The sequence below is a fragment of the Halioglobus maricola genome, assembly GCF_009388985.1.
Lineage (GTDB): Bacteria > Pseudomonadota > Gammaproteobacteria > Pseudomonadales > Halieaceae > Halioglobus > Halioglobus maricola.
This window is the reverse complement of sequence record NZ_CP036422.1, coordinates 610,596-634,821: the sequence shown is the minus strand read 5'-3', so window position 1 is coordinate 634,821 and position 24,226 is coordinate 610,596. Positions and strand designations below refer to the sequence as shown.

At 60.0% G+C, this 24,226-nt stretch carries 22 protein-coding genes and 1 tRNA gene; 9 read left to right on the top strand and 14 right to left on the bottom strand.

Annotated features, from left to right (window positions below; genetic code table 11):
* Nucleotides 1–47 precede the first annotated feature (47 nt).
* The gene (locus tag EY643_RS02765; protein WP_152660769.1) at nucleotides 48–1,217 is read left to right on the top strand and encodes a DnaT-like ssDNA-binding domain-containing protein; all 1,170 of its coding nucleotides are present in this window, start codon (nucleotides 48–50) and stop codon (nucleotides 1,215–1,217) included.
* Complete coding sequence (locus EY643_RS02760) at nucleotides 1,129–1,797, top strand: replication protein P (RefSeq protein WP_170287260.1); 669 nt, start codon at nucleotides 1,129–1,131, stop codon at nucleotides 1,795–1,797. The genes EY643_RS02765 and EY643_RS02760 overlap by 89 nt, the downstream gene beginning before the upstream one ends.
* 17 nt (nucleotides 1,798–1,814) lie before the next feature.
* Here the strand turns inward: EY643_RS02760 and EY643_RS02755 are convergent, their stop codons facing one another.
* Together EY643_RS02755 and dnaB are read right to left on the bottom strand one after the other, a co-directional pair.
* Nucleotides 1,815–2,108 carry a GIY-YIG nuclease family protein gene (locus tag EY643_RS02755; RefSeq protein WP_152660768.1) on the bottom strand — a complete coding sequence of 98 codons (294 nt, stop codon included), beginning with the start codon at nucleotides 2,106–2,108 and terminating at the stop codon, nucleotides 1,815–1,817.
* A 100-nt stretch (nucleotides 2,109–2,208) separates the two neighbouring features.
* Nucleotides 2,209–3,624, bottom strand: a complete 1,416-nt coding sequence (dnaB, locus tag EY643_RS02750) for a replicative DNA helicase (protein ID WP_152660767.1) — start codon at nucleotides 3,622–3,624, stop codon at nucleotides 2,209–2,211.
* A 172-nt stretch (nucleotides 3,625–3,796) separates the two neighbouring features.
* Between dnaB and EY643_RS02745 the strand changes: the two genes are divergently transcribed.
* The gene (locus EY643_RS02745) at nucleotides 3,797–4,933 is read left to right on the top strand and encodes a hypothetical protein (protein WP_152660766.1); all 1,137 of its coding nucleotides are present in this window, start codon (nucleotides 3,797–3,799) and stop codon (nucleotides 4,931–4,933) included.
* Nucleotides 4,934–5,030: 97 nt separating this feature from the next.
* On the opposite strand, the gene rplI is transcribed toward EY643_RS02745, so the two are convergent.
* The 7 genes from rplI to gdhA all read right to left on the bottom strand — a co-directional run bounded on the left by rplI (nucleotide 5,031) and on the right by gdhA (nucleotide 11,836).
* Entirely contained in the window at nucleotides 5,031–5,480 is a 450-nt protein-coding gene (gene rplI, locus EY643_RS02740) for a 50S ribosomal protein L9 (RefSeq protein WP_152660765.1), read from the bottom strand.
* A gap of 47 nt (nucleotides 5,481–5,527) precedes the next feature.
* Nucleotides 5,528–6,427, bottom strand: coding sequence for a hypothetical protein (locus EY643_RS02735; protein WP_152660764.1), 900 nt, complete (start codon nucleotides 6,425–6,427; stop codon nucleotides 5,528–5,530).
* A gap of 33 nt (nucleotides 6,428–6,460) precedes the next feature.
* The gene (gene rpsR / locus EY643_RS02730; protein ID WP_152660763.1) at nucleotides 6,461–6,688 is read right to left on the bottom strand and encodes a 30S ribosomal protein S18; all 228 of its coding nucleotides are present in this window, start codon (nucleotides 6,686–6,688) and stop codon (nucleotides 6,461–6,463) included.
* Nucleotides 6,689–6,706: 18 nt separating this feature from the next.
* Nucleotides 6,707–7,168 carry a 30S ribosomal protein S6 gene (rpsF, locus tag EY643_RS02725; protein WP_152660762.1) on the bottom strand — a complete coding sequence of 154 codons (462 nt, stop codon included), beginning with the start codon at nucleotides 7,166–7,168 and terminating at the stop codon, nucleotides 6,707–6,709.
* 143 nt (nucleotides 7,169–7,311) lie between these two features.
* Nucleotides 7,312–8,076: a 23S rRNA (guanosine(2251)-2'-O)-methyltransferase RlmB gene (gene rlmB / locus EY643_RS02720; RefSeq protein ID WP_152660761.1), complete on the bottom strand. Its 765-nt coding sequence runs from the start codon at nucleotides 8,074–8,076 to the stop codon at nucleotides 7,312–7,314.
* Between the two features lie 10 nt (nucleotides 8,077–8,086).
* Nucleotides 8,087–10,441: a ribonuclease R gene (rnr, locus tag EY643_RS02715; RefSeq protein ID WP_152660760.1), complete on the bottom strand. Its 2,355-nt coding sequence runs from the start codon at nucleotides 10,439–10,441 to the stop codon at nucleotides 8,087–8,089.
* An 84-nt stretch (nucleotides 10,442–10,525) separates the two neighbouring features.
* Nucleotides 10,526–11,836: an NADP-specific glutamate dehydrogenase gene (gene gdhA / locus EY643_RS02710; RefSeq protein ID WP_338035560.1), complete on the bottom strand. Its 1,311-nt coding sequence runs from the start codon at nucleotides 11,834–11,836 to the stop codon at nucleotides 10,526–10,528.
* 156 nt (nucleotides 11,837–11,992) lie between these two features.
* Here gdhA and EY643_RS02705 point away from each other — a divergent pair.
* Nucleotides 11,993–12,079: transfer RNA gene (locus EY643_RS02705), tRNA-Leu, on the top strand.
* Between the two features lie 141 nt (nucleotides 12,080–12,220).
* On the opposite strand, the gene EY643_RS02700 is transcribed toward EY643_RS02705, so the two are convergent.
* Both EY643_RS02700 and EY643_RS02695 read right to left on the bottom strand, forming a co-directional pair.
* Nucleotides 12,221–13,888 (bottom strand): hypothetical protein, encoded by a 1,668-nt coding sequence (locus EY643_RS02700; protein WP_152660759.1) that lies wholly within the window; start codon nucleotides 13,886–13,888, stop codon nucleotides 12,221–12,223.
* 122 nt (nucleotides 13,889–14,010) lie between these two features.
* Nucleotides 14,011–14,892, bottom strand: a complete 882-nt coding sequence (locus EY643_RS02695) for a DMT family transporter (protein WP_170287259.1) — start codon at nucleotides 14,890–14,892, stop codon at nucleotides 14,011–14,013.
* A gap of 150 nt (nucleotides 14,893–15,042) precedes the next feature.
* Here EY643_RS02695 and EY643_RS02690 point away from each other — a divergent pair, with 150 nt between their 5' ends.
* Nucleotides 15,043–16,152, top strand: coding sequence for a D-2-hydroxyacid dehydrogenase (locus EY643_RS02690; RefSeq protein WP_152660757.1), 1,110 nt, complete (start codon nucleotides 15,043–15,045; stop codon nucleotides 16,150–16,152).
* Here the strand turns inward: EY643_RS02690 and EY643_RS02685 are convergent.
* Both EY643_RS02685 and EY643_RS02680 read right to left on the bottom strand, forming a co-directional pair.
* Nucleotides 16,149–17,882 (bottom strand): tetratricopeptide repeat protein, encoded by a 1,734-nt coding sequence (locus EY643_RS02685; RefSeq protein ID WP_152660756.1) that lies wholly within the window; start codon nucleotides 17,880–17,882, stop codon nucleotides 16,149–16,151. The two genes, EY643_RS02690 and EY643_RS02685, sit on opposite strands and share 4 nt — an antisense overlap.
* A gap of 90 nt (nucleotides 17,883–17,972) precedes the next feature.
* Nucleotides 17,973–18,629 (bottom strand): M15 family metallopeptidase, encoded by a 657-nt coding sequence (locus EY643_RS02680; RefSeq protein ID WP_205743130.1) that lies wholly within the window; start codon nucleotides 18,627–18,629, stop codon nucleotides 17,973–17,975.
* 114 nt (nucleotides 18,630–18,743) lie between these two features.
* On the opposite strand from EY643_RS02680, the gene EY643_RS02675 reads away from it, so the two are divergent.
* The 4 genes from EY643_RS02675 to EY643_RS19745 all read left to right on the top strand — a co-directional run bounded on the left by EY643_RS02675 (nucleotide 18,744) and on the right by EY643_RS19745 (nucleotide 22,280).
* Complete coding sequence (locus EY643_RS02675; RefSeq protein WP_152660755.1) at nucleotides 18,744–19,019, top strand: PqqD family protein; 276 nt, start codon at nucleotides 18,744–18,746, stop codon at nucleotides 19,017–19,019.
* 86 nt (nucleotides 19,020–19,105) lie between these two features.
* Nucleotides 19,106–19,696: a LemA family protein gene (locus EY643_RS02670; protein ID WP_152660754.1), complete on the top strand. Its 591-nt coding sequence runs from the start codon at nucleotides 19,106–19,108 to the stop codon at nucleotides 19,694–19,696.
* A 24-nt stretch (nucleotides 19,697–19,720) separates the two neighbouring features.
* Complete coding sequence (locus tag EY643_RS02665; protein ID WP_152660753.1) at nucleotides 19,721–21,682, top strand: M48 family metallopeptidase; 1,962 nt, start codon at nucleotides 19,721–19,723, stop codon at nucleotides 21,680–21,682.
* 127 nt (nucleotides 21,683–21,809) lie between these two features.
* Nucleotides 21,810–22,280, top strand: coding sequence for a helix-turn-helix domain-containing protein (locus tag EY643_RS19745; protein WP_240732801.1), 471 nt, complete (start codon nucleotides 21,810–21,812; stop codon nucleotides 22,278–22,280).
* 10 nt (nucleotides 22,281–22,290) lie between these two features.
* Here the strand turns inward: EY643_RS19745 and EY643_RS02655 are convergent, their stop codons facing one another.
* Nucleotides 22,291–24,120, bottom strand: coding sequence for a sensor domain-containing diguanylate cyclase (locus tag EY643_RS02655; RefSeq protein WP_152660752.1), 1,830 nt, complete (start codon nucleotides 24,118–24,120; stop codon nucleotides 22,291–22,293).
* Nucleotides 24,121–24,226 lie beyond the last annotated feature (106 nt).

Below are 24,226 nucleotides of genomic sequence, written 5' to 3'. Positions count from 1 at the left end.
AGGTTCTGCGGTATCCTAACAAACCATTTAGCCGAACCGAAAAAACGATGTCCGATTCTTCCCTCGTACCCGAACGCCAGCTGGTCTTTTCGCCCGGCCTGGCGGCGACGATCGGGTTGGAAGAGGCCATTATGCTGCAGCAGCTGCAATTACTGCTCGAGCATCGGGAATCCCAGCTGCGTAACAACTACGCCTGGCTGAATATTCCGCGAGACCAGTTGCAGGCCAGCCTGCCCTTCTGGAACCCGACAGATTTACACCGGATCACCCGTTCGCTGGTCGACAAGGGCGTCATTCTGGTCGAATCACCGCCGCTGCACAGCGCCGATCACTTGCTGTTTGCACTCAATGAGCCAGTGCACGCCCCGGCCCCGCATCAGCCGGCGCCCGTCCAGCAGCCAACACCGCCCACACGGCGCAGTGCGGGCTTATTGCCCGTGCACTGGTCTCCCAGCGAGGACCTGCTGCAAATACTCGGCCTGAACCACAACATACCCCGCCAGTTTGCGCTGGACCAACTGGAAGATTTCATCTTTTACTGGCGCGAGCGCGGCGAGACCAGCCACGCCTGGGAAAACAAGTTCCGTCAGCACGTATTGAGCAACTGGCGGCACCAGCAGCAGAGCAATCCTCACACTCAGCCGCCGTCGAAGCCCCACGCCAACAGCTCAGAGTTTGACGTCCGAGCCCCCAAGGCCCTCGACCGCGACTGGCGACCCAGCGAAGACGCGCTCGAGATCATGGCCCGCTCGGGTATCGACCGCGACTTTATCGATCAGGCGGTCCCCGAATTTATCCTGTACTGGCGCGAGCGCGGGGCGGCGCCCAAAGAACTGAACTCCAAGTTCATCCAGCATATTCGCATCCAGTGGGCTCGCTACAGCTCCGGCATGGAACACTCGACGGAGCCCAAACGCATCGTCAATCACTGGCAACCCAGCGAGGACGTATTCGATATCTTGCGTATGTCTCATATCGACCTGGAGTTCGCGAAAACACTGCTGCCGGAATTTATCGTATATTGGAAAGACTCCAATCAGGCCCACACCTCCTGGAACAGCAAATTTTTACAGCACGTAAAACATCACTGGGCCAAGCAGCACCAATTACAGCAAACGGACCAAAGCCATGGCGGACAGCAGGGATCTAATCCAACAGGTCGCACGAGGGATCGAAGCCTCGAAGACGACCTCACCGACACCAGCTGGGCAAGCTGACCACAAAAGGCTACCGGACGAGGGCCATGTTGAGGCCATCAACCAGGTCTTCGCCCTGTTCCGGCTGAACTACCACAACCAGTATTTCGCCGCCTATGCAGAAGCCAGCCAGCTCAATCAGGTGAAAAAATTGTGGCTGGAATCGCTGGCGGATTTTCCGGTGGAGCAGATTCTCAAGGGCGCCAAGCACGCCATCGAGAATAGCGAGTACCTGCCCACCCTGAATAAAATGATCGAGTGCTGCCAGGCGGGCCTGGTTGAATTCGGCCTGCCCGCCCCACGCGACGCTTACATCGAAGCCTGTCAGGCACCCTCCCCCAAATCGGCCCAGGCCTGGAGCCACCCGGCGGTATACCTCGCCGGCCGCGACAGCGATTGGTTCTTCCTCGCCAACAACGAGGAGCGCATGACCTGGCCCGTATTCAGAGCTCGCTACCAGCGCTACTGCTCCGCGGTGTTACGCGGCGAGTCGCTGGAAATCCCGGCGCCGGCAGCACTGGAACAAGATCCCGGTGAACCGCTCTCGCGCGACGAGCAAAAAGACGCGCTGCGCAAGCTGCGCGAAAGCAGCGGCCTCTAGAGCCGGGCAGATAGCCCCTACTGAATGACCTGATCCCACAGGTCCATCCAGTCCGGGTTTTGCTCGCGAATGATTCGCTCGGTCCACGGCCGCCGCCAGGTTTTCAGCCGCGCCTCACGGCGCAGTGCCTCGCCCATATCGGGCAAGAACTCAAAATACACCAGACGATGCCGGGTGCAGGGCGTCGAGAAGCCCTCCGCCGCAACATTGCGATGGTGCCAGATACGTTTCATCAAATTGCGGGTCACCCCGATGTAGAGGCTGCCGTTGTGGCGGCTCGCCAGAATGTATACCGCAGCTTTGTTGGCCATCCCTTGCCCTCCCTGGCTGGAACTGCAAGGGATAGTAGTGGAAGACCGGGGCCGGCAGCGGCCGGGGAACGAATTGGGTGTGACGCGAGCGGTTTAGAGGTTAATAGTCGTCGCCACCGCCAAAGCCGTGGGCGAGATTCTCGAAGCGAGTGAACTCACCGATAAATGCCAGCCGGCAGGTACCGATGGGGCCATTACGCTGCTTGCCGATAATAATTTCGGCGACACCTTTATCCGGAGAATCCTCGTTATAGACCTCGTCGCGATAAATAAACATGATCACGTCCGCGTCCTGCTCGATGGCGCCGGATTCACGCAGGTCGGAGTTAACCGGCCGCTTGTTGGGCCGCTGCTCCAGCGAGCGGTTGAGCTGGGACAGCGCCACCATGGGTACTTCGAATTCCTTGGCGATCGCCTTGAGGCTGCGGGAAATTTCCGAGATCTCCGCGGTGCGGCCCTCGGAGGAACCGGCCACCTGCATCAGCTGCAGGTAGTCGATCATGATCATGCCGATCTCGCCGTTGTTCTCGCGCACCACCTTGCGCACACGGCTGCGCACCTCGGTGGGCGTTAACGCCGGCGTGTCATCGATAAACAGGGGCATGTCCTTGAGCTTGTTCACCGCGGTGGTGAGCTTGGGCCAATCCTCCTGCTCCAGCTTGCCGTTGCGGATACGGGTCTGGTTGATCTTGCCGATGGACGAGAGCATACGAATCACCAGCTGGTCGGCGGGCATCTCCATCGAGAACACCAGGATCGGCTTTTTCGTGGCCAATAGCGCGTTCTCTACCAGGTTCATCGCAAAACTGGTCTTACCCATGGACGGGCGGCCGGCAACGATTACCAGGTCGGAGGGCTGCATACCGGAGGTCATGCCGTCGAGATCGGTGAAGCCCGAGGTAAGGCCGGTGATATCGCCGCCGGAATTGAACAGTTCCTCAATCCGCCCCAGCGCTTTCTGCAGCAGTGGGTTCACGTCCTGCGGGCCACCGGATTTGGGGCCCTGCTCGGAGATCTGCATGATCATGCGCTCGGCTTCATCGAGCAGCTCAAGGGAATTGCGGCCGTCGGGATTAAAGCCCGAATCAGCAATTTCCTGGGCGGCTTCAATGAGCTTGCGCAGGCTGGCGCGTTCGCGCACCACCTGGGCATAGGCGCGAATATTGGAAGCGCTGGGTGTGTTCTGGGCGAGTTCCGCCAGATAGGGCAGGCCACCGGCGCCTTCAAGCTGTCCGCGGGCTTCGAGTTTGTCCGCTACCGTGATGACATCGATCGGCTCGGCAGCGTCGGCCAGCACAGCGATCTCGCGGAAGATATCGCGGTGCGCCGGTTTATAAAAATCGCTGGCGGCTACTTCTTCGGCTACCAGGTCCCAACCGTCTGCTGACAGCAGCAGGCCGCCGATGACAGACTGCTCTGCCTCCAGTGAGTGGGGCTGCATCTTGATCCGCGCGAGCTCGCCGTCTTGCGAGTAGGGCAGTTCGGAGACGTTGTCTGGGAAGTCCGGTTCGGACATCGCGAATATGTATTCCTGTTCGGTTTTTCTCGGTGGACTGCACAGAATAAAGGAACTCGCTGCACGCGGAAAGTAAAACTGCTCGGCTGATCGCTTGCGCGAACCCATTAGCCGATCCATAGTGTTGCCTATCAACCCCTGGGCGAATCAGCCCACAGCCCGGAACCACGCAATGGCAAAAGTAGTCATCTTTGGCGGAGCAGGCCGCGTCGGCCAGCAACTGGCAGCGGAGCTGACCCGGGCGGGCCTGGATATTGCCATTGTCGACCTGATCGACGGCAAACAGCTTGGCCAGATCGCCGCTCGCATACTCAACGACAGCTGCCTGGCGGTGCCTGATTGCCGCGCGAGGCTCAGCCATCACGGCGGCGTGAACGTACTGGACATCGACCGGGTAAGCGCTGTGCTGGCACAGGAACAACCCGAGCTGGTGATCAACTACGCGATCCCTATCACCTGGGATGCAACCAAACGCCTACCCAACTACGCGCGACTGTCGGCGGCGGGCCTTGGCGCCTTCACCCCGATCCAGGTCGCGGCACCATTGGTCATCGCGCGGGCCATGGCCACGCGCTGCCCGCAGGCAAAACTGATGGTCGGCAACCTGCCCGACATCACTATCCCGGTGATCAATGGCTGCGCCCAGAGTGAAGCGCTGGTCAGGCCCGCCTGCGGCGCCGGCAATGTCGGCTTGATGGCCGCAGCGGTACATCGTCTGGCAGCGCGCGAATTGATGGCCGCCCCGGCCCAACTGAACGTGAAGCTCGTCGCCCACCACGTGCACTGGGTTGCACCGCGGGAACCGGGATATGCCAACGACGCGCCCTTTCTGCTCCGGGTGAGCCACGAAGGGGAGGACGTGACCTCGCAGTTCGGCGACAGCCGCGCCCTGCTCAACCGGGCGATCAATGATTGCTATGAGCCCGGTGCCGCATTCTCCTCCACCACGGGCATTCTGGCGGCGCGCAACGCGCTGGCGCTGCTGGACCCCAGCCCCACTGTCCATAAACTCCATGTTCCCGCCCCGCTCGGCTTGCCTGGCGGCTATCCCGTGCGCGCGCGCCAGGGTGCACTCGAGTTGGACTTACCCCCCGACTGGAAGCGCGGCGATGCCGTAGAGAAAATGGCGCTCGCCACGAGCCGCGACGGCGTTGACCAGGTGCTGGAAGACGGTTCTGTGCTGTTTGCAGATTATGCCCAGGCCATCCTCAAGGAGGAGCTGGGCTTTGACCTGCCCACGCTGATGCGCGCCTGGGAAATCGAAGAGGTGGCCGCTGCGCAGATCGCCTGCATCAGGGCTAAATTCTAGCGCCGGGGAGAAATCCCAGGCACAAAAAATGCACCGACCGCAGGGCAGCCGGTGCATTTCAAGATCTGTGCTCCGCCGCAGCGGAGCAGTGCAATCCTTACTCGGGTACGACTGCGATGTTAACCATCGCAGTAACGTCGCCGTGTACCTGGACAGCGACTTCAAACTCGCCCAGTTCACGCAGCGCGCCTTCTGGCAAGCGAACTTCGGACTTGTCCACTTCAACGCCGGCAGCGGCAACCGCCTCGGCGATGTCGCGAGTACCGATAGAACCGAACAGCTTGCCTTCTTCACCAGCGTTAGCGGCGATAGTCACCAGCTCAAGGCCGTTGATCGCTTCAGCGCGCTTCTCAGCGGCAGCCAGCGTCTCAGCAGCGGCAGCTTCCAGTTCCGCGCGACGCGCTTCGAACTGGGCTACAGCACCTTCAGTGGCAGGTACAGCTTTGCCCTGGGGGATCAGGTAGTTACGGCCAAAGCCTGCTTTAACGTCAACCTTGTCGCCAAGGCCACCCAGGTTGCCGATTTTTTCCAGCAAAATGACTTCCATCTTACTTTCCTCGTTATTGGGGAGCGTGCTCCCACTACATCAAAATTCTAATCGTCTTCGCCGCGATCCAGGTCTTGCCCTGGCTTGGCTGACTTCAGCCCAGGCCAACGCTGGCGAAAATCAAACCAGCTGTCAGCGATGGCGGCAAAAACTACCATCAGTTTCAGTGGGTCGAAGATGATCCATGCGGCATAAAAGCCGAACAGCCATCCCGAGCCCTGTCCGCGAGAGCGGACGCGCGCATGAACCAGTGCAAGGCCTGCAAAGTTCAGCGGCAACATTCCAATCACTGCCCAGGTCCGGTATTCCACGCCCAGCGCAGATACCGCCACGGCCACCAGCGCCATCGCTGTCGCGACGCCCGGGGCATACCGCATCGCCCTGAACTCATCGCCGAAGCCGCCGGGGTTGTACAGCGCTGCCTGCCAGTAGCGCGCCAGTAACAGGCACAATACCGAGGACATCGCCGTTCCCGCGCCCAACATACCTGCGATCTGCAGGTTGGTGGGCCGCGGCAACACGACCGCTTCGCCGCCCTGGGACAGATTTTGCTCGAGCTGGGCGAGGAACTCGCCGAACACGGCCACCATCTGGTCCAGGTAGTGCTCTCCCAGTATCAGCACAGACAAGCCCGCAAAGGCGCCGGTGACAATACTGGCAAGCACCGCCAGGGGCAGACTTACCGTGGCACGCAGCACTAGCGCCAGGACTAACGTCCCTGTGAGCAGTGCCAGCGGACCGCTGTCTCCGGTGGTGTACCACACCAGGCCGGAAGGCAGCAGGGCCCAGAACCAAAGCTGGGCCCCCATTCCTGCGCCTCTGCGCAGGGTGACCAGTGCGAGTACCGCTGCACTGATCCAACAAAACAGAATGCTCCCTGCGCCGCCTACTGTTAACAGCAGCGCCTGGAAGCGCCCTCGCATGGCAAATTCAGCGATCGCCTTCATGAGGCCTCGTTGCCGGCGCGGGGGTCAGGATTCTTAGCTATGGGAATCCGTGTAGGACAGCAAGGCGAGGAAGCGCGCGCGCTTCACAGCAGTCGCCAGCTGACGCTGGTACTTGGCCTTGGTGCCAGTGATACGGCTAGGGACAATCTTGCCGGTTTCACTTACGTATGCTTTCAGGGTCTCGAGATCCTTGTAATCGATCTCTTTAACGCCTTCGGCGGTGAAACGGCAGAACTTACGGCGACGGAAAAAACGGGCCATCTTTAATACTCCTCTCTATTACTCTTCGGAGGCGGCGTCAGGCGCCGGCTCTGCTGCTTTCTCGGCAGGCGTTTCTTCAGCAGCTGCTTCTGGTGTTGCTTCTGCAGTTGCTTCAGCCGCCTTGCGCTCTTCGTAACGGCTCTTGCGCTCGCGAGACTCTTTCTCAGCCTTCATGATGAGGGACTCATCAGTCACGGCTTCGTCGCGGCGGATCACCAGGTTACGGATCACAGCGTCGTTGTAACGGAAAGTGGTGGTGAGCTCTTCCATCGCTTCGTTGGAAGCTTCCACGTTCATCAGCACGTAGTGTGCCTTGTGGATTTTGTTGATGGGATAGGCCAGTTGGCGACGACCCCAGTCTTCCAGACGGTGAACGCTGCCGCCGTCCTTGGAGATGGTGTTGGAGTAGCGCTCGATCATGCCGGGCACTTGCTCAGACTGGTCCGGATGGACCATAAATACGATTTCGTAATGACGCATACAGTAGCTCCTTACGGGTTAATGCTGCCCAACTAATCCCGAGGGAATGCGGTGCAGCAAGGAGGATCGGCGGCACAAGCCACCGGGCAAATTTTGAGGCGCGGATTGTATAGAGTTTGAGCAGCCCGGGCAAGTGGGTATTTTTACCCCTCCCCGCCGCGCTGCCGCACAATCTCAAACAGGCAGATACCCGTGGCCACTGAGACGTTGAGGCTACTGACAGAACCGGCCATGGGCAATTTGATCAGGAAATCGCAATGCTCCCGGGTCAGGCGGCGCATCCCCGCCCCCTCAGCGCCCATCACGAGCGCCGCAGATCCGCTTAAGTCATTGTCATATATCGTTTTTTGGGCCTCACCCGCGGTGCCGTAAACCCACACCCCACGCTCCTGCAGGGCTTCCAGGGTACGGGCGATATTGGTGACCCGCACAAACGGGACGACTTCAGCGGCGCCGCACGCGACCTTGCGCGCAGTGGGCGTGAGATCAGCGGACTTGTCTTTGGGCACCACCACCGCGTCGGCGCCGGCGGCATCCGCCGAGCGCATGCAGGCGCCGAGATTGTGAGGGTCGGTAACGCCGTCCAGCACCAGGATCAGCACCGGCTCGGCCTTGTTCTCCACCATCCGCAGCAAATCGGCCTCCTGCCAGAGGTTGGCCTGCTGGACATCGCCGTGCACAGGGTCATCCAGGGTCTCGGCAACCGCGCCCTGATGGCGGCCATTGACCATCGCATCGAGGTCCTTGCGTGTCTCGCGGGCAACCGGGACGCCCTGGTTCTGGGCGAGCTCAAGCAGGGCGTTAATGCGCTTGTCTTCGCGACCCGATTGTACCCAGAGGCGCTGGACCGACTTGGGTGCTCTGCGCAACAGGCTGTCGACAGCGTGAATTCCGTATATGTATTGCATAGTGCTCTGTCTAGTAGCGGCGGCGCAGGCCGGTTTTGCCTTTGCCCTTGGGCTTCTTCTGTGACTTACCCTGTGAACTGCCGGATTTCTTCTTGCCCCTGGGCTTCTGGTCCCGGCCCTGCTTGGGGGCCTTGTCTTTCTTCGACGGCTTGGTATCGATCATTTCCAGATCGATCTTGCGATCGTCCAGGTTGACCCGGGCCACCTGCACCCGCACCTTGCCCCCGAGCTTGAACATTCGGCCGCTGCGCTCGCCGAGCAGGCGCTGGCGGCTCTTATCGAAGTTGTAGTAATCGCCCGGCAGGGAGGTGACGTGCACCAGCCCCTCGATATAGAGGTCCTCCAACTCGACAAAGAGGCCAAAACTCGTCACCGCGGCGATAACCCCATCGAACTCATCCCCGACATGCTCCTGCAGGTACTCACACTTGAGCCAGGCATTCACCTCGCGGGTGGCGTCGTCGGCGCGGCGCTCGGTCATGGAACACTGCTCACCGTGGACCGCCATGGCCGCATCGTCGTAGGGGAAGATACGGCGGGTGGGAATAGGCTCAGCGCCCGCTACCCGGAACACACCCTCGGCGGGCTTGTCTGAACGGACCAGGCTGCGGATACCACGATGCACAAGCAGATCCGGATAGCGGCGGATCGGCGAAGTGAAGTGCGCGTAGGCGTCATAGTGCAGGCCGAAATGACCACCGTTCTCGGGCTGGTACTGGGCCTGGCTGAGAGAGCGCAGCAACATAGTCTGGATCACGTGCACATCGTCGCGCTCGGCCACCTGCTCCAGCAGGTGCTGGTAATCCAGTGGCGTCGGTTTGGCGCCGCCGGGCAGGTCCAGCCCCAGTTCACCGAGGAAACCGCGCAAGCCCTCAAGCCGCTCTTCGCTGGGACCCTCGTGGACCCGATACAGAATCGGCAGCTGGTTGGCCTCGAAAAAGCGCGCTGCGGCCACATTGGCGCAGAGCATCGCCTCTTCAATCAGTTTGTGGGCATCGTTGCGCACTACCGGCACGATCGATTCGATCTTCTTCTGCTCGTCGAAAATAATGCGGGTTTCCACCGTGTCGAAATCGATGGCGCCGCGCGTATCGCGCTGGGCGCGCAACACCTTGTAAAGCTCTTGCAGAAGGAGCAGGTCGGGCACGCGCTCGGGTGCGACATCAGCATGCCAGCCCTCGTTAAGCACCTCGCCCACCTGTGTATAAGTCAGCCGGGCGTGAGAGTGAATCACCGCCTCATAGAACTCGTAGCGCAGCATCTTGCCGGTGCGGTTGAGTTCCATCTCACAAACCATCGCCAGACGGTCCACCTGTGGCTTGAGTGAGCACAGGCCGTTGGACAGCGCTTCCGGCAGCATGGGCACCACTCGCTCGGGGAAGTACACCGAGTTGCCGCGATTGGCCGCCTCTTCATCCAGCGCCATGCCCGGGCGGACATAATGCGAGACATCGGCGATCGCCACATAAAGGCGCCAACCACCACGCCGCTTTTCGCAATACACCGCGTCGTCGAAGTCGCGGGCATCTTCACCGTCGATAGTGACAAAAGGCAGCTTGCGCAGATCCTTGCGGTTGCGCTTGTCTTCTTCAGCGGGCTCGTCTTCCAGGCTGGCCGCCTCGCGCTGCACCGCTTCCGGCCACTCCCAGGGAATCTCGTGGGAGCGAATGGCAACATCGATCTCCAGACCCGGGTCCATATGGTCGCCCAGGATCTCAGTGATGGAAGCCTTCGCGCCCAACTGACGGGTGGGATAATCGGTGATCAGTGCGGAGACGATCTGGCCATTCTTGGCGCCGCTCTTTTCCTTCGGCGGAATCAGAAACTGGTGCGTGAGGCGGCCGTTGTCGGGAATCACGAAACCAATTCCGCTCTCTTCCTGGTAGCGGCCCACGACAGTGGTCACGCCGCGCTGCAACACTTCCACCACCCGGCCCTCGAGGCGACCGCGGCGGTCCTCGCCAGTGATCAGCACCAGCACCTCATCGCCATCGAACACAAAATGCATCTGCCGGGCGCTGAGATAGACGTCGTCGCCCTCGCCCAGCGGCATGGCAAAGCCGTAGCCGTCGCGATGGCCCTGCACCTTGCAGTGAATGAGGTTCATCTTGTCGACCAGGCCATAGGCGCCCTTGCGGTCGGACATCACTTGGCCGTCGCGCTCCATCGCGCGCAGGCGTTTGCGCAGGGCTTCCGCATCCTCGTGACTCGCCAGCTGTAATTTCTTGGCCAGCTGGTTATGGTTCAGGGGCTTGTTCGCATCGCGCAGCACATCGAGGATAACCTCGCGACTGGCGATAGGGTTTTCGTATTTGGCGGCCTCTCGCTTGGCGTGAGGGTCAGTGATCTTGCCTTTCTTTGGCATTCAGGGGGCCTGTTTCGTGGGTCCGGAAAGTCGGACAGTCATAGGCTAAGTATACGCGAGTAACCGGTCGAGAGTCTGGAATCTTTAGATCACACCGTAGGCCAGCATCGCATCGGCGACCTTGAGAAAGCCGGCGATATTGGCGCCTTTCACATAGTTCACGTGGTCACCTTCCTGGCCGTACTGCACACACTGGCGGTGGATACCCACCATAATCTGCTCCAGCCGTGACTCGAGCTCCTCTGCCGTCCAGGCCAGGCGGATGCTGTTCTGGGTCATTTCCAGGCCGGACACTGCCACACCGCCAGCATTGGCAGCCTTGCCCGGGCCGTACATCACGCCTGCCTCCGCCAGCATATCGATGGCCTCAACAGTGGTCGGCATGTTCGCTCCCTCCGACACAGCCATGCAGCCATTGGCAATCAACTGGCTGACGCCCTCGGTGCACAACTCATTCTGGGTGGCGCAGGGGAAGGCCAGGTCACAGGGCACGCCCCAGGGCTTGCCCTCGTGGAACTCGCAGCCAAACATCTCAGCGTATTCAGAAATTCGCCCGCGGCGCTTCACCTTCAGGTCTTTCACCCACTCCAGCTTGGATTCATCGATGCCGTTGGGGTCATGGATGAAGCCGGACGAATCAGACAGGGTGACAACCTTGCCTCCCAACTGACGAATCTTTTCAGCGCAATAAATAGCGACATTGCCCGAGCCCGACACGACACAGGTTTTGTCTTTCATGCCCTCGCCGCGATGGGCCAGCATCTCCTGCATAAAAAAGGCATTGCCGTAGCCGGTGGCTTCCGTCCGGATCAGGCTACCGCCGAACTCCAGCGCCTTGCCGGTGAGCACCCCGGTAAACTCCTTGGCCAGCCGCTTGTACTGCCCGAACATATAGCTGATCTCGCGGGCACCTACCCCGATATCGCCAGCGGGGATATCCACGTCCGCGCCGATATGGGTCCACAGCTCGGTCATGAATGACTGGCAGAAGCGCATCACTTCACGGTCGGACTTACCCTTGGGGTTAAAATCTGCACCGCCCTTACCCGCACCCATCGGCAGCGTGGTCAGGCTATTTTTGAAGGTTTGCTCAAAACCCAGGAACTTGAGGATCGACAGGTTCACTGAAGGATGGAAACGCAGGCCACCCTTGTAAGGACCGATGGCGTTATTGAATTGCACCCGATAGCCACGATTGACCCGAATGTTGCCGTCGTCGTCTTCCCACACCACCCGGAACACAATCGTGCGATCTGGCTCGGTCATACGCTGCAAAATTGCGGCGTCACGATAGCGGGGATTATCCTGGATATAAGGGATCACCGAGGCGGCCACTTCGAACACGGCCTGGTGAAATTCCGACTCACCCGGATTGCGCTTTTTAAGGCCTTCCATGAACCGCTCAAGGGACAAATCGGCATACATCATCGGGTAAAATCTCATTCGCAGGGGACACTAGACAAGGTAGTTGACAAAGGCTTTTTGGGCCAGTAAAGTGCGCGCCCTCAACTGTAATAGAGCTACAGTTCGTAGTAAGCTCATACCGTTGTTGCCCAGGTGGTGAAATTGGTAGACACGCTAGCTTCAGGTGCTAGTGCTCGCAAGGGCGTGGAGGTTCAAGTCCTCTCCTGGGCACCATATCTTTAAAAAGGCCGGTCACTTGACCGGCCTTTTTTATGCCCGTGTACTCAGGGTCACCTCAAACACGAGCAGCAAATGCTGCGAACTCTGCCAAAGACATGACATCGGCTGTCGCGATCGCAGCCACTAAATTCTTTCTTAACGCCTGCGTCGCAAGAAACCAAGGCCCAGTGTGAGCAGCGATGCGATGAGCATTAGACTGGTCCATAGACCCCCGACTGGCACGGGCCGTGTGTCCGGCAGACTTATCACACGAAAGAGATCGTCAGCAGTTCCAAGCGAACCGTCGGGCCCTGCTGATATGAAGGCGACGATGCTGCTGCCAGGAAAAAGCGTGGGCACATGGGCCCGGGCAGTCGAGCTACTGTCGAAAGAACCGATGGAGGGAATCTCGGTAACCTCGGGCGCGCCAGACATGACGCCGGTAATAACAGAGATGACATCGTCATCTCCCGTGCCCGCATCCCCATCCGCACCGCCACTGGCGACCATCAGAGTATCCGCGTTGACCACGGTGACGCGACTGATAATCCGCTCTTCCAATCCCGGGACAACGATACGAGTAAGGGCATTCGTCCCCCCAATATCGGAGATTACGACAACCTCGTCATCCAGGCTGGGACCAGTGAAATCGGCCCCACCGGTCGTCAGCGCGCACTGCGTAGCGCCTATTCGCTGGCACCTTGCCTGGGCGTCTTCATCGAGCCCCCCAATGATCACTTCCTGCAGGGTGTTGGCGCCCCCAATGTCGCTCAAAACCCAGACACTGTCATCGGCGTCTCTTTCAGAGCCGTCTGCCCCTTGAGTTGACACCACCGCCAAGGTGGGGGAAAGCACAGCAGAGCGGCCGCCGCCGTAGTCCAAAATATTCGGTACACTAAATTCAGTGTTGCTAACTGCACCCCCAAGGCCCTCGACCAAAACCAATTCGTCGTCATCCGTCTCTTCACTTTCGTCGGGCCCCACTGAAGAAACGAGAAAGGAGGTCGTGGTCACCGGAACCGGTGTCCCTGGATTAAGGCTATAGATATAGGGCACGGACACGTTAGTCACGGCGGGCGTACCGAAAAGATTAGTGACGTAATGCACACCATCATCTGCAGTCCCCTCCAACTCGTCCGCGCCAGCATTAGTCACAACCAGACTATCAGCGGACATCAACACTGGTGCGGATGTGCCATCATCGAATAGATAGGGAGTCGCTATCGACTGACTACTCGGTATACCGCTCAGGGCGCGCACAACAATCAACTCGTCATCGGCCGTGGTGTCGTCCTCGTCCGCACCGATGGTGCTCAGAATTACGCTGTCTGAGCCCAGAGGGACCGGCCGCCCCGCCCTGCCGGACCTTTGACCGGGAAGAGGAAACGTAGTCACACTGTTCATGGTTCCAAGCCCGCGCAAAATATGCAGGGCGTCGTCGGCCGACTCCCAATTGCCGTCGGCCCCCCGGGACTGTATCACTGCTAGCGTGGAGGAAACTCGCACTGAAAAATTGGAGCCCCCGGTACTGAGATAAGGAGTCGCCAAAGTATCCACTCTGAATGAATCGGTGCCGTTCACCGTGATGAGCAAGGTGAGGTCATCCGCAGTGCCCGCGCTGCCGTCCAGCCCTCTGGCCGCGACCAGGAACTGACGAGGAGAAATGGGAACTGGCGAGGCAGTCTGCCTATTTAGCGCGCCCCCGTATGCCGCCAGGTCTAGCGATGCAGCCGACGCCTGCGCCTGAGCCTGGGCGCCAGTAGCTGCACATAGACTGGCAGATAGAAACAACGCGGAGGCGCTAACACGCGAATAGAGTTTCATTGATCGTACCCCGAAAGTTATTTGTGTTATGAACCTTTTGTAAACCAAGAAACTACTCGATATTCATATCACTGACAATTCTTGAATTGAGAAAAGGCGTTTAGATGGAACCTTTAACGCTATCAACGTAAGCGCTCTCCAGGCGCGGTCGAAGCACTTCTTTTGCGCACAGTCTCCATATAAAGCCCCATCGCATTACCACAAACTATCAACGCCGACCCGGCAACCAACCAAACGGTCACCGCCTCATCGTAAAGCAACCAGGCGGTGACCATAATCAGCGGCAGGCGCAGGTAATCGATAGGCATCACGATCGCTGCATCGGCATAGGACAAAGCGCGGGTTAGGCAGTAGTGCGCTACCAGCGCTGCGACGGCCGCCGCCACCATCCAGGGCCAGGCATCCGCCGGTGGGAGCCCGGGCGAGGGCAACAGCAATACCAGTGCAAACAGGCACTGCATCGCCGTCATATACCAGAGCACCAACATGAACGCGTGACGGGTACCGTACAGCAACAGGGTCAGCTTGCGCGTGACGATCACACTGATGCCAAAACCCACCGCACCGGCCAGCATAATGAGACTTGCGGGATTGATGGCAGCAGTGCCTGGGCGCAGAATCACCAACACCCCCACCAGGCCGAGCACCACAGACGCCCAGCGCCCCCGGTTCATCGCCTCACCCATAAATATCGCCGCCAGTAGTGCTGCCCAGAACGGCGTGGTGAATTCAAGCGCAAACACTTCTGCCAGAGGCAGAGCCGCAATAGCGAGCAACCAGGCACACTGCCCGGCAAAGTGGGCGCCATTGCGCAACAGGTGCCATGGCGCCAATTCCGGCCTGAGGCCAGTGCGATTCAAGTGCCCCCGCGAGTAAAGCAACACACTCATCATCGTTACACCCAGCAAGCTGCGCCAGAACAGGATCTGTACCGTGCCCATGTCACGGGTCAGCTCTCTGCTCGCGACCGCGAGCATGCAGAAGCAGAATAGCGCCAGCATCATCCAGGCAACTGCGCGGAAGGTGTTACTGCGCTGTGCTGCAGGTTTTGTTGTGGGAGACAGAGGAATACCTATGGACCTATAAGGCGGGTGATGATGTATGCTCACACCTTTCGGACAAGCTAACAATAATTCAAGCATCAGGGAATTATCATGCGCAACATTCTACTCCTGATTTTCACAGCTCTCATTTCAGTACCCACTCTGGGCAGCCCTTCGCCCGAGGCACAGGCGCTCATCGAGCAGCTCTCGCTGCGGGAGGGGCCAACGCCAGTTCGCAGCCATCCCAACTGGGCGCCCAAAAAGATTGTCGTCGCGATGCCAGCGCAATTGGTCCAGGCAGTGCCGGGCTACAAGGACGCCCTGCTGGCCGCCGCTGGCGATGTGCCTCTGACGTTTGTCACCGGCGAAAGCGTCAGTGCTGAATTGGCAGATGCCGATGCACTCATCGGCATCTGCAGGCCGCAGCTCATTGAAGCGGCCAGCGATTCTCTCCTGTGGGTACACAACTGGTCAGCCGGCGTCGACCGCTGCCCGATGGAGGCCTTTGACAACCGTGTGCTGAGCAACAGCAAACGACTCATGGGTCCAGCGATCGCTGAGCACACCATCGCCATGCTGCTGGCACTGTCACGCAACCTGCCCCTGCTGGTGGCCGCACAACAGGATGGCCAGTGGCTGGGCGGCGCCGCGCGCAACATGCCGTTTGGCGAACTCGAAGGCAAGACCATGTTAGTGGTTGGGCTCGGTGGCATCGGCACTGAAATTGCCCGCCGTGGCCACGCCCTCGGTATGCAGATAACAGCGACCCGCAACTCCAGCCGCACTGGCCCGGACTTCGTGAAGTATGTCGGCCTCGGCGATGAACTGCACAAACTCGCAGGCGAAGCCGACGTGATCGTCAACGCCTTGCCACTCACCCCGGCGACCACCGGCCTGTTCAACAAGGCATTTTTTGACGCCGCCAAACCTGGCGCCATGTTCCTGTCCATCGGACGCGGCAAGAGTACCGATACCGACGCCCTGATGGCGGCACTGGAATCCGGTCAGATTTATGGCGCGGGCCTGGACGTGACCGACCCCGAGCCGCTGCCCGCCGATCACCCGCTCTGGAAAATGGACAATGTGATCATCACGCCCCACCTGTCGGCGTCAGGCGCCGGCACGATCAAGCGTGTGAGTATCGTCACCATCGAGAACCTGCGCCGCTACGTCGCAGGCGATGCGCTGCTGAATGTGGTGAACACCCAGGCCGGTTACTAGAGCACCGAAGACGCCAGCGCCACATCGGCGCGCTGCCACACCCCTTCGAAGCGGACCAATATCGCGTCCGCTTCGTCCTGCCGCTCCTGCGCCGTCAGGCTTAACGCCAGGCCATACATGGACCAGCCGTTGCGCGGATACTGCTTGAGATCGGCGCGATACACTTGTTCCGCCGCCGCGTAGTCCTGCTTTGCGAGCAAGGCATGACCCAGCGATTGCCGCGTGGGGTAGTACCAGAAAGGCGGCTCGGTGTAAGGCAATTCGTCCTGTGCGGCTACCGCCGCCTGATAGTAACCAATGGCCGCGTCAAGCTCACCCCCGGCCTGGGCGAGTTCGCCCAATGCAAGCGCATGAGCGATCGCCAACACCTGGCTCGCCGGGTAGTCATTACCATCCAGCGACCAGACCGACTCCGTTTTCATCAGTGGTGCCAGCGCATCGATTTCGTCTTGCGCCTTTTCACTCTCACCCCCGCGCGCGTAGGCGACTGATCGGGCGTAGTGCCAGATTGCCCTGGAAAAAGGCAGCTCACCGGGCGGCTCAGGCTCGGCAAGAATCTCGTCCCAGCGAGCAAAGCGCACCAGGGTCAGCAGCGGCACGGTCTGGAAAAATTCCACGGTCGGAAATTCCCTGATCTGTTCCAGACGCACATTGCGCGCGACCTTGCGGCCGGCTTCGATGGCCACCTCGCTGCGACCTTCCATGCTGGCAGAGGCCCACAGAAAATGAATATTGTGCGGGTAGTACATCGCTGGATAGAAACCCTGGGCATTGCATTGGGCAATGTAGTCTTCATCCACCTTTGCCGCCTTAACATTAGCCTCGGAGGCATCGTAGTAACGGCCAATACGCCAGTAGATGTGTGAGGGCATATGCACCAGATGACCGGAGCCCGGCACCAGGTCGGCCAGGTCATCGGCCGCTTGCTCGGCGCGGCCGGGGTTGGATGAGGCTTCCACCGCGTGAATGTACAGATGCAGTGCCAGCGGATGCTTGGGGCTGCGGGCCATGACGGTTTCCAGCGCGGCGATCACTTCCTTGGTATCAGGCCGGGGGTTCTCGCCATCCAGCCAGTAATCCCAGGGCATGGTGTTCATCAGCGCCTCGGCAAACAGGGCCTGGGCATCGTCGTCCTCCGGATACCCGGCCGCCAGTTCGCGCATGGCTTTGGCATAGGCAAGGTCCAGTGCGTCTCGATCAGTCTCAGGGTTGCCGTCGTAGCGAGTAGCCTGGGCCTCGATATAGTCGCGCTCACGCTGGGGGATATTGGCACTGAGTGCCACGGCCTGCTGAATCGCTGCATAGGCAGAGCGACGCGCCTCGGGCGACATGATCGCCTTGCCTTTGCTGGTGACGTTAATGTTGGGCCCCGTGGCCAGGGCCTCGCCCCAGAAACACATGGCGCAATTCGGGTCCAGCCGCTGTGAGGCCTTGAAGGCCCGCACCGCCTCGGCGTGGTTGAATCCGGCGGCCATGGCCATGCCCTGATCGAAGTAACGCTGCACGCCAGCCACTTTGCTGCTGATGGGGAAATGATGATCACCCATGCCGGCCAATAGCGGCGCCTGAGCGCGCGCAATCAATTGGGCATCGGTCAATGGCGGCGAGGCTGCCGGTTGCGCGGAGGCTTCAGGGGGAGCGGTAGCAGTGCTGTCGGCACCGGGAGCCTGGTCCTGGCTGCAGGCAACGACGGCTGCCGCCAGAACGACGGTAGAGAGCGCTTTGAACATGGTGACCTTCCTTGACGAGAGCTAATGCTCATATCCATTTCATGCAAAGAGCCTAGACCACCGGTTCACATTGGGCAAAAGCCCATGGGCTCACCGCACCGGCTGATCCCAGTACTCATCGGTATTGGGTTCATCAACGAGGGTGAAGTGCCACCACTCGGCCGGGTAGTTGGCAAAGCCGTGTTGCGCCATCACCGCACGCAACAACAGACGGTTCGCTTTTGCCTGCGCCGGGATCGACGGGTTCTCGGTGTTGGACAGCGGATCAAAGAAATCCCAGGGGGAACCCATGTCGAGCAAATCCCCTGCCTCCGTTTGCAGGGAGAGATCGACCGTGCTGCCGCGAGAGTGACCCGACTGCTCGGCGATATAGCCCAGCGGAACCAGTTCTGACTTGGGAATACCGGGGTAGTATTGCGCGCGCGTTTTAGTATCGGCCTCATCACGGGTCCAGCGCAAGAAGTGATCGACGGCCCGCTGGGGCCGGAAACAATCGTAGATCACCAGCTGCAACCCGAAGTCGGCAAACTCCTGCTGAGCCGCAGCGAGGGCCGCAGCTGCCTGCTCGGTAAGAAGGCACTTGTTGCTGTGGTAGCCGTCGACCACCGCGCCCACAAAATTGTCGCTGCCAGCGTAACGCGCGTCCACCTTGACCACCGGGGCAACGCCTTTAATATCAACCAGCGCGGGTTCTGCAGCCATGGTGTTGGCCGCGAAGAAGGCCAGCAAAAGTGCGAATCTATTCAAGGTAAGCTCCGGGATGTATCCATGGCTGAATGTTGCACAGCCCAAACAGGCTTGCAATCACGGCGTGACTTTATCAGGCTTAGAGCACTGAATTTACCCCGTGGACATTTACCCATGAACCTCGCCCAGCAAGTCTCCATCTCCGCCGATGCCATCTCCCAGGAAGTATCCGGTGAAACGGTGATTCTCGACCTTAAGAGTGAAAACTACTTCGGCCTCGATGAGGTCGGCACGCGTATCTGGCAGCTGGCGGAGTCAACCAATACGCTGCAGGACATCTACGATCGCATGCTGGCCGAGTACGAGGTAGATGAGGACCAGCTCGAAGAGGATATGGAAAAGCTGTTCAAGCAGTTGGTGGACATGGGCCTGGTGCAGTTGAGCGACTGAACGCTGGCATCTTCCGCGCAGGCATTTACTGCCTGCCGATGCTAGTATCGATGCAGACTGATTGGGTATCTCACGAGGACTGAAACATGGGAAGCATCATTTTCTGGCTGGTACTGCTCGCGGCAGTCATCTATATCATCAGCATCTACAACCAGCTGGTGACCCTGAAGAACCGCTTCAAGAATGCTTTCGCCCAGATCGAGGTGCAGCTCAAGCGCCGCTATGACCTGATTCCGAACCTGGTGGAAACGGCCAAGGGCTATCTTGCTCACGAGCGGGAAACGCTGGACGCCGTGGTGACCGCGCGCAATGACGCCGCCGCGGTGCTCAAAGCGCTGGAGGGTGGCAACCTGGGCGGCGCTGATCTCAGCAAACTGGCCAGCGCGGAAAATGCATTGCAGGGAGCCCTTGGGAAGCTCAACGTAACCATGGAAGCCTACCCGGACCTCAAGGCTAGCGACAACATGATGCAGCTGACCGAGGAACTCACCACTACCGAGAACCGCATTGCATTTGCCCGCCAGGGTTTCAACGACGCAGTCATGAGCTACAACACTTATCGCCAGAGTTTCCCGCCGGTATTCTTCGCCGCCCGGTTCGGCCATCCTGAAGATGCCCAGCTGCTGGAATTTGACGACACTGCGCAGATTCAAGCCGCGCCGAAAGTGGAGTTCTAAGGCCGCTCGACTCGCACCTGCCCCGTGGACTTTTTCCAGCAACAGGATATCGCCAGACGCAACACCCGCATGCTGGTGGGCTTGTTCCTGCTCGCGGTGTTCGCGCTCATCTTCCTGACCAACCTGGTCGTGTCCGCCTTTCTCTATTTTGGCCAGGACTACAGTATCTACTCGGGCAGCCAGGGGGGTGTACAGGGCTTCCTCTCGTTTTTCAGCTGGCAGCGCTTCGGCGCAATTGGCATGGCGGTCACGGCCACCATTGCGCTGGTGATTCTATTCAAGTGGATCCAGCTCTCTACCGGCGGCAAGGTGGTCGCCGAAAGCATGGGCGGCGTGCGCATCCTGCCCCAGACCGACGACAAGGCCGAGCGCCGCTGCCTGAATGTCGTAGAGGAAATGGCACTGGCCGCGAATATGCCGGTGCCCGCTGTCTATTTGCTTCCACACGAGCGGGGCATCAACGCCTTTGCCGCAGGCATCGTGCCGGCGGACGCGGTTGTGGCGGTCACCCGGGGTTGCATCGATCACCTGACCCGCAGCGAACTACAGGGCGTGATCGCCCATGAATTCAGTCACATTCTCAACGGCGACATGCGCCTCAACATCCGCCTGGCGGCGATACTCAAAGGCATTACCTTCGTCGGCGATGTAGGCCACATGCTGCTGCGCAGCAGCCATCGCGTGCGCACCGGCGCGCGTGGCAACAACAAGGGCGCGGCTGCACTGCCGCTGCTCGGGTTGGTGCTGTGGGTGCTCGGCTGGCTGGGGGGTCTGGCGGCAGGGTTTATCAAAGCGGCGATCAGCCGACAGAAAGAATATCTGGCCGACGCCAGCGCGGTACAGTTCACCCGTGACAACAGCAGTATCGCCGACGCGCTCAAAGTGATCGGTGGCTACGTGCCCGGCACCCTGGTTCACGCGGCGCGCGCGGTGGAAATGTCACACATATTCTTCGGCCAGGTAGAGCATCACCTGTGGCAACTGTTCGCCACCCACCCTCCCCTGCAGGATCGCATCAGGCGGGTGGACCCGCAGTGGAACGGCGAGTACATCCAGCGCAAACCGAAGGTCTACCCCAACCCCGGCACATCGGCGGCCGAGGCCGGCCTGGCCCGAGCGGGTATTGTCGCAGCGGCAATGGCGTCGGCAGCAATAACAGCCGAGGCAGCTGAGCAGGAAGAGACCCTCGAAGATGCCTGGTTCGATGAGGTCGAGGACTTCGAAGCAGACACTGCCACGCGCGAGGGCATTCCTGTGGCGCTGGTGCGGCACAGCCATGAACCACTCGGCGCGCAGGCGCTGGTGTGCGCCCTGCTGGCGAGCAATGCCGAACCCATTTACCAGGCCCAGCTGACGTTACTGACCGATTCCGGGGTACAGGGCCTGGCCGAACTGACCCACACTGTACATCCCGCGGTGCAGGCGCTGGGAGCACCCCGGCGGTTGCCGTTGCTCGAACTTTGCCTGCCCGCCCTGAAGGCCATGTCGCTAGGCCAATACCGGGTTCTGAAAAACAACCTGCTGCAGATGATCAAGGCCGACACCCGCACCGAGCTCCACGAATGGTGCCTGTTTCAATTGGCCAGGCACTACCTGGACCCGGAATACATCCAGGTAAAACCTAGCTCGCCGCGCTACCGCAAACTCGAGAAAGTGCGCTATCACCTGCGAGTGGTGCTTTCTACACTGGCTTACGAAGGCGGCCACGAAAACAGCGCAGACCAGCAAACCGCATTCCGCCTGGGTGCCGACGCGCTGGGCCTCAAACAACTGGCTATCCTCGAGCGCGAGCAGATGAGTGTGGCGGCATTCAGCAAAGCGGTGCACGAACTGGCCAGCTGCTACCCCCTGTTAAAACCCCGGGTGCTCAAGGCCATGACCCTCGCCGCCGGCGCGGACGGTGCGGTGAGCGCTGAAGAACGTGAGATAGTGGCGGCGATGGCTGCCGTCATGGACTGCCCACTGCCTGGCTACCTGCAGGGTTAGTCGCCAGGAAATCACCAATATCGGTCAATCTCTGGCCAAGCCCGTGGCCTATGCTAGGCTGATCTCTACCGTCAGGAACTGGCGGCTTACACAACAGTTTCTAACCCACAACACGGACGTTTTGGCTATGGAACACTCTCTGAGCGCTCGGGCGGGGGCTGGCTCCAGCCGCCTGCCCGAAATAAAAGATCTCATCGGCAACCCCCTGCTGGCCCCTGTGCCACGCCAGGAGACTGACGATGGCTTTCTTCCATCGGACACGATCAAACCGGCGCCCCGCTGGCGCACAACTGACCGGGTGTTAAAAATGTTGCTGGAATGCAATCTCGCCCGCGTGCGTGCCGACTCTGTCGCCGAAGCGCTGGGCATGAGCGGTACGACCTTGCGCAGGCGACTGCGGCAGGACCAGACCAACTACCAGTTCCTGCTGGACCGGGTGCGGCAGTATCGCTGTGAACGGTCGTTGCGGGAACGCTGGCGACCCGGCAAATGCCTGGCGGACGAATTGGGTTACCTGGAGGTGAACAGCTTTTACCGCGCGTTCCAGCGTTGGACCGGGCTGACGTATAGTGAGTACAAGGAACGCTACGGCAATTAATCGCGCCGGCTCAACCGACCAGCGTCAGGCCTTTGATATTGCCGATCATCACCTTGTTCCGCCCTCGCTCCTTACCGTGGTACAGCGCGGTATCGGCACGGGCGACGCAGGTCTCGAGCGTTTCGCCCTGGCGATGCTCCGCCACGCCAAAGGTCATGGTCAGGCTGAGGCGTTGGCCACCAAATTCGAAGACGTTCTCGGCGATGGTCTCGCGAAGCTTCTCAGCGAGCACGGCGGCGCCTTCTGAGTCCGTCTCGGGCAGCATCAGCATAAATTCCTCACCGCCCCAGCGCGCAACGCGATCGACATCGCGGGTGCGCTCACCCAGCAGCACGCCGACACGACGCAGCACGTGATCGCCACAGGCGTGGCCATGCTTGTCGTTGAACTGTTTGAAGTGGTCGACATCTGCCAGCACCAGGGAAAAGCTTTTGCCGGTGCGCACAGCGCGCGATATCTCCAGTGCTACCTCTTCTGTAAATCCCCGGCGGTTCAGGAGGCCGGTGAGATGGTCGATACTCGCAGCCTTCATCAGCTTCTGGTTGGCCTCTCTCAACTGGGCGGTACGTTGAGCCACCTGCTCTTCCAGCTTCGAGTGCATGGAGGTGTAGTTGCGGGCCATGGATATGGCCATGGACAGCAGGATGGCAACGAACCCAAGGGGGGCAAGCCGCAGCGTATCAAGCTGGAACAGGTCAATCGCAATATCGTTCAGGCAGGTCGCCAGGAATATCAGGGTGCCCGCCGCCACGCCGCGCGCGTGGGGGCTACCCGCTCGCGTCTCACGCAGGATGACATAGGCCGCATAAGCCATCAGCCCAAGAGCCAGCGTCTGCTCAAAGGTGAGTGTTTTGTAGTGAATTTCATGCCCGGGCACCGACACCACGGCCATCGACAGCAAAATGAAAGCGCCTTGCAACACCCTCAACGCCGGCGAAATAGGCAGCTTCAATATCGACCAGACGAGCTGGATTCCAAGCGCCGGGAAAAAATAGATCGCGCCAAATTCGATTTTCTTCAATGTCACAAACGGCACATCCCAGAAGAATTTCCACTGGGTAAGCATCAGCCCGTAGAGCGCTATATTGAGGGAGGTAAGACCGAACCAGAGGTAGGTTCTCAACCCCCTGTTCAGGGTGTAGATATAGAGATGGTAGCAACCGAAGGCAAAGATAAGGGCACAGAAGATCAGCCCCGGTAATTCGCCAACCACACCCTCGAGGATCAGCGGTGAGTGGTGACCCAGCTCGAAGTTACCCGAGGCAGGGCCGGCCCCCCAGGCGTTAACCATGCCGTTCGGGCCGCCCCAGACACGCAGCGCAAGTACCAGGCGGCCCTGCTCATCAATGGCTGTCTGGGGGATGGAAAACACCCGCTGGCGGTCATACAGAACTTCCTCGAGCGGCGGCAGCCGACCAATCTTGCCGACCAACTCGCCACCGGCGAACACCTCGTACGCACTGAGTATATTGCCCAGGCGAACCGCCAGATCGGCAACGTGCTCAGTGTCAATGATTTGCGGCTGGAGCTGCAGTGTCAGGCGGTACCAGCCCATGTGCCTGTGCTCGGGATAGCCCTCGCGGGACCAGCGACCCGGCACCCGCCGGATCTGCCACGACGAATCGTCCAGCGCAGGGTTGGCCCAGGCCAGGTCATCGCCTGGCTGAAACCGCCACTCTCCCTTGAGCGAGAGGCCATCGCGGAGCATGTTTTCATCAACCAGCGCCGCGATGGAGTCATTCGCGTGGACAACAGCCCCCTGCCCTGCAAATAGCAGGATGGCGAGGCAGCGCAGCAACAGGGTGCTGGCATACGATGGCAAGGCTCTGACCTTGGGCATTACGGTGTTAAATCCCGTGGTTTGCGAGGCACCAGTATAGGAGTTTTACACCCTCACAGGGCGCAAACGGGCGCCAAAGCTAGATATACGTCACAAATCCGGGGTA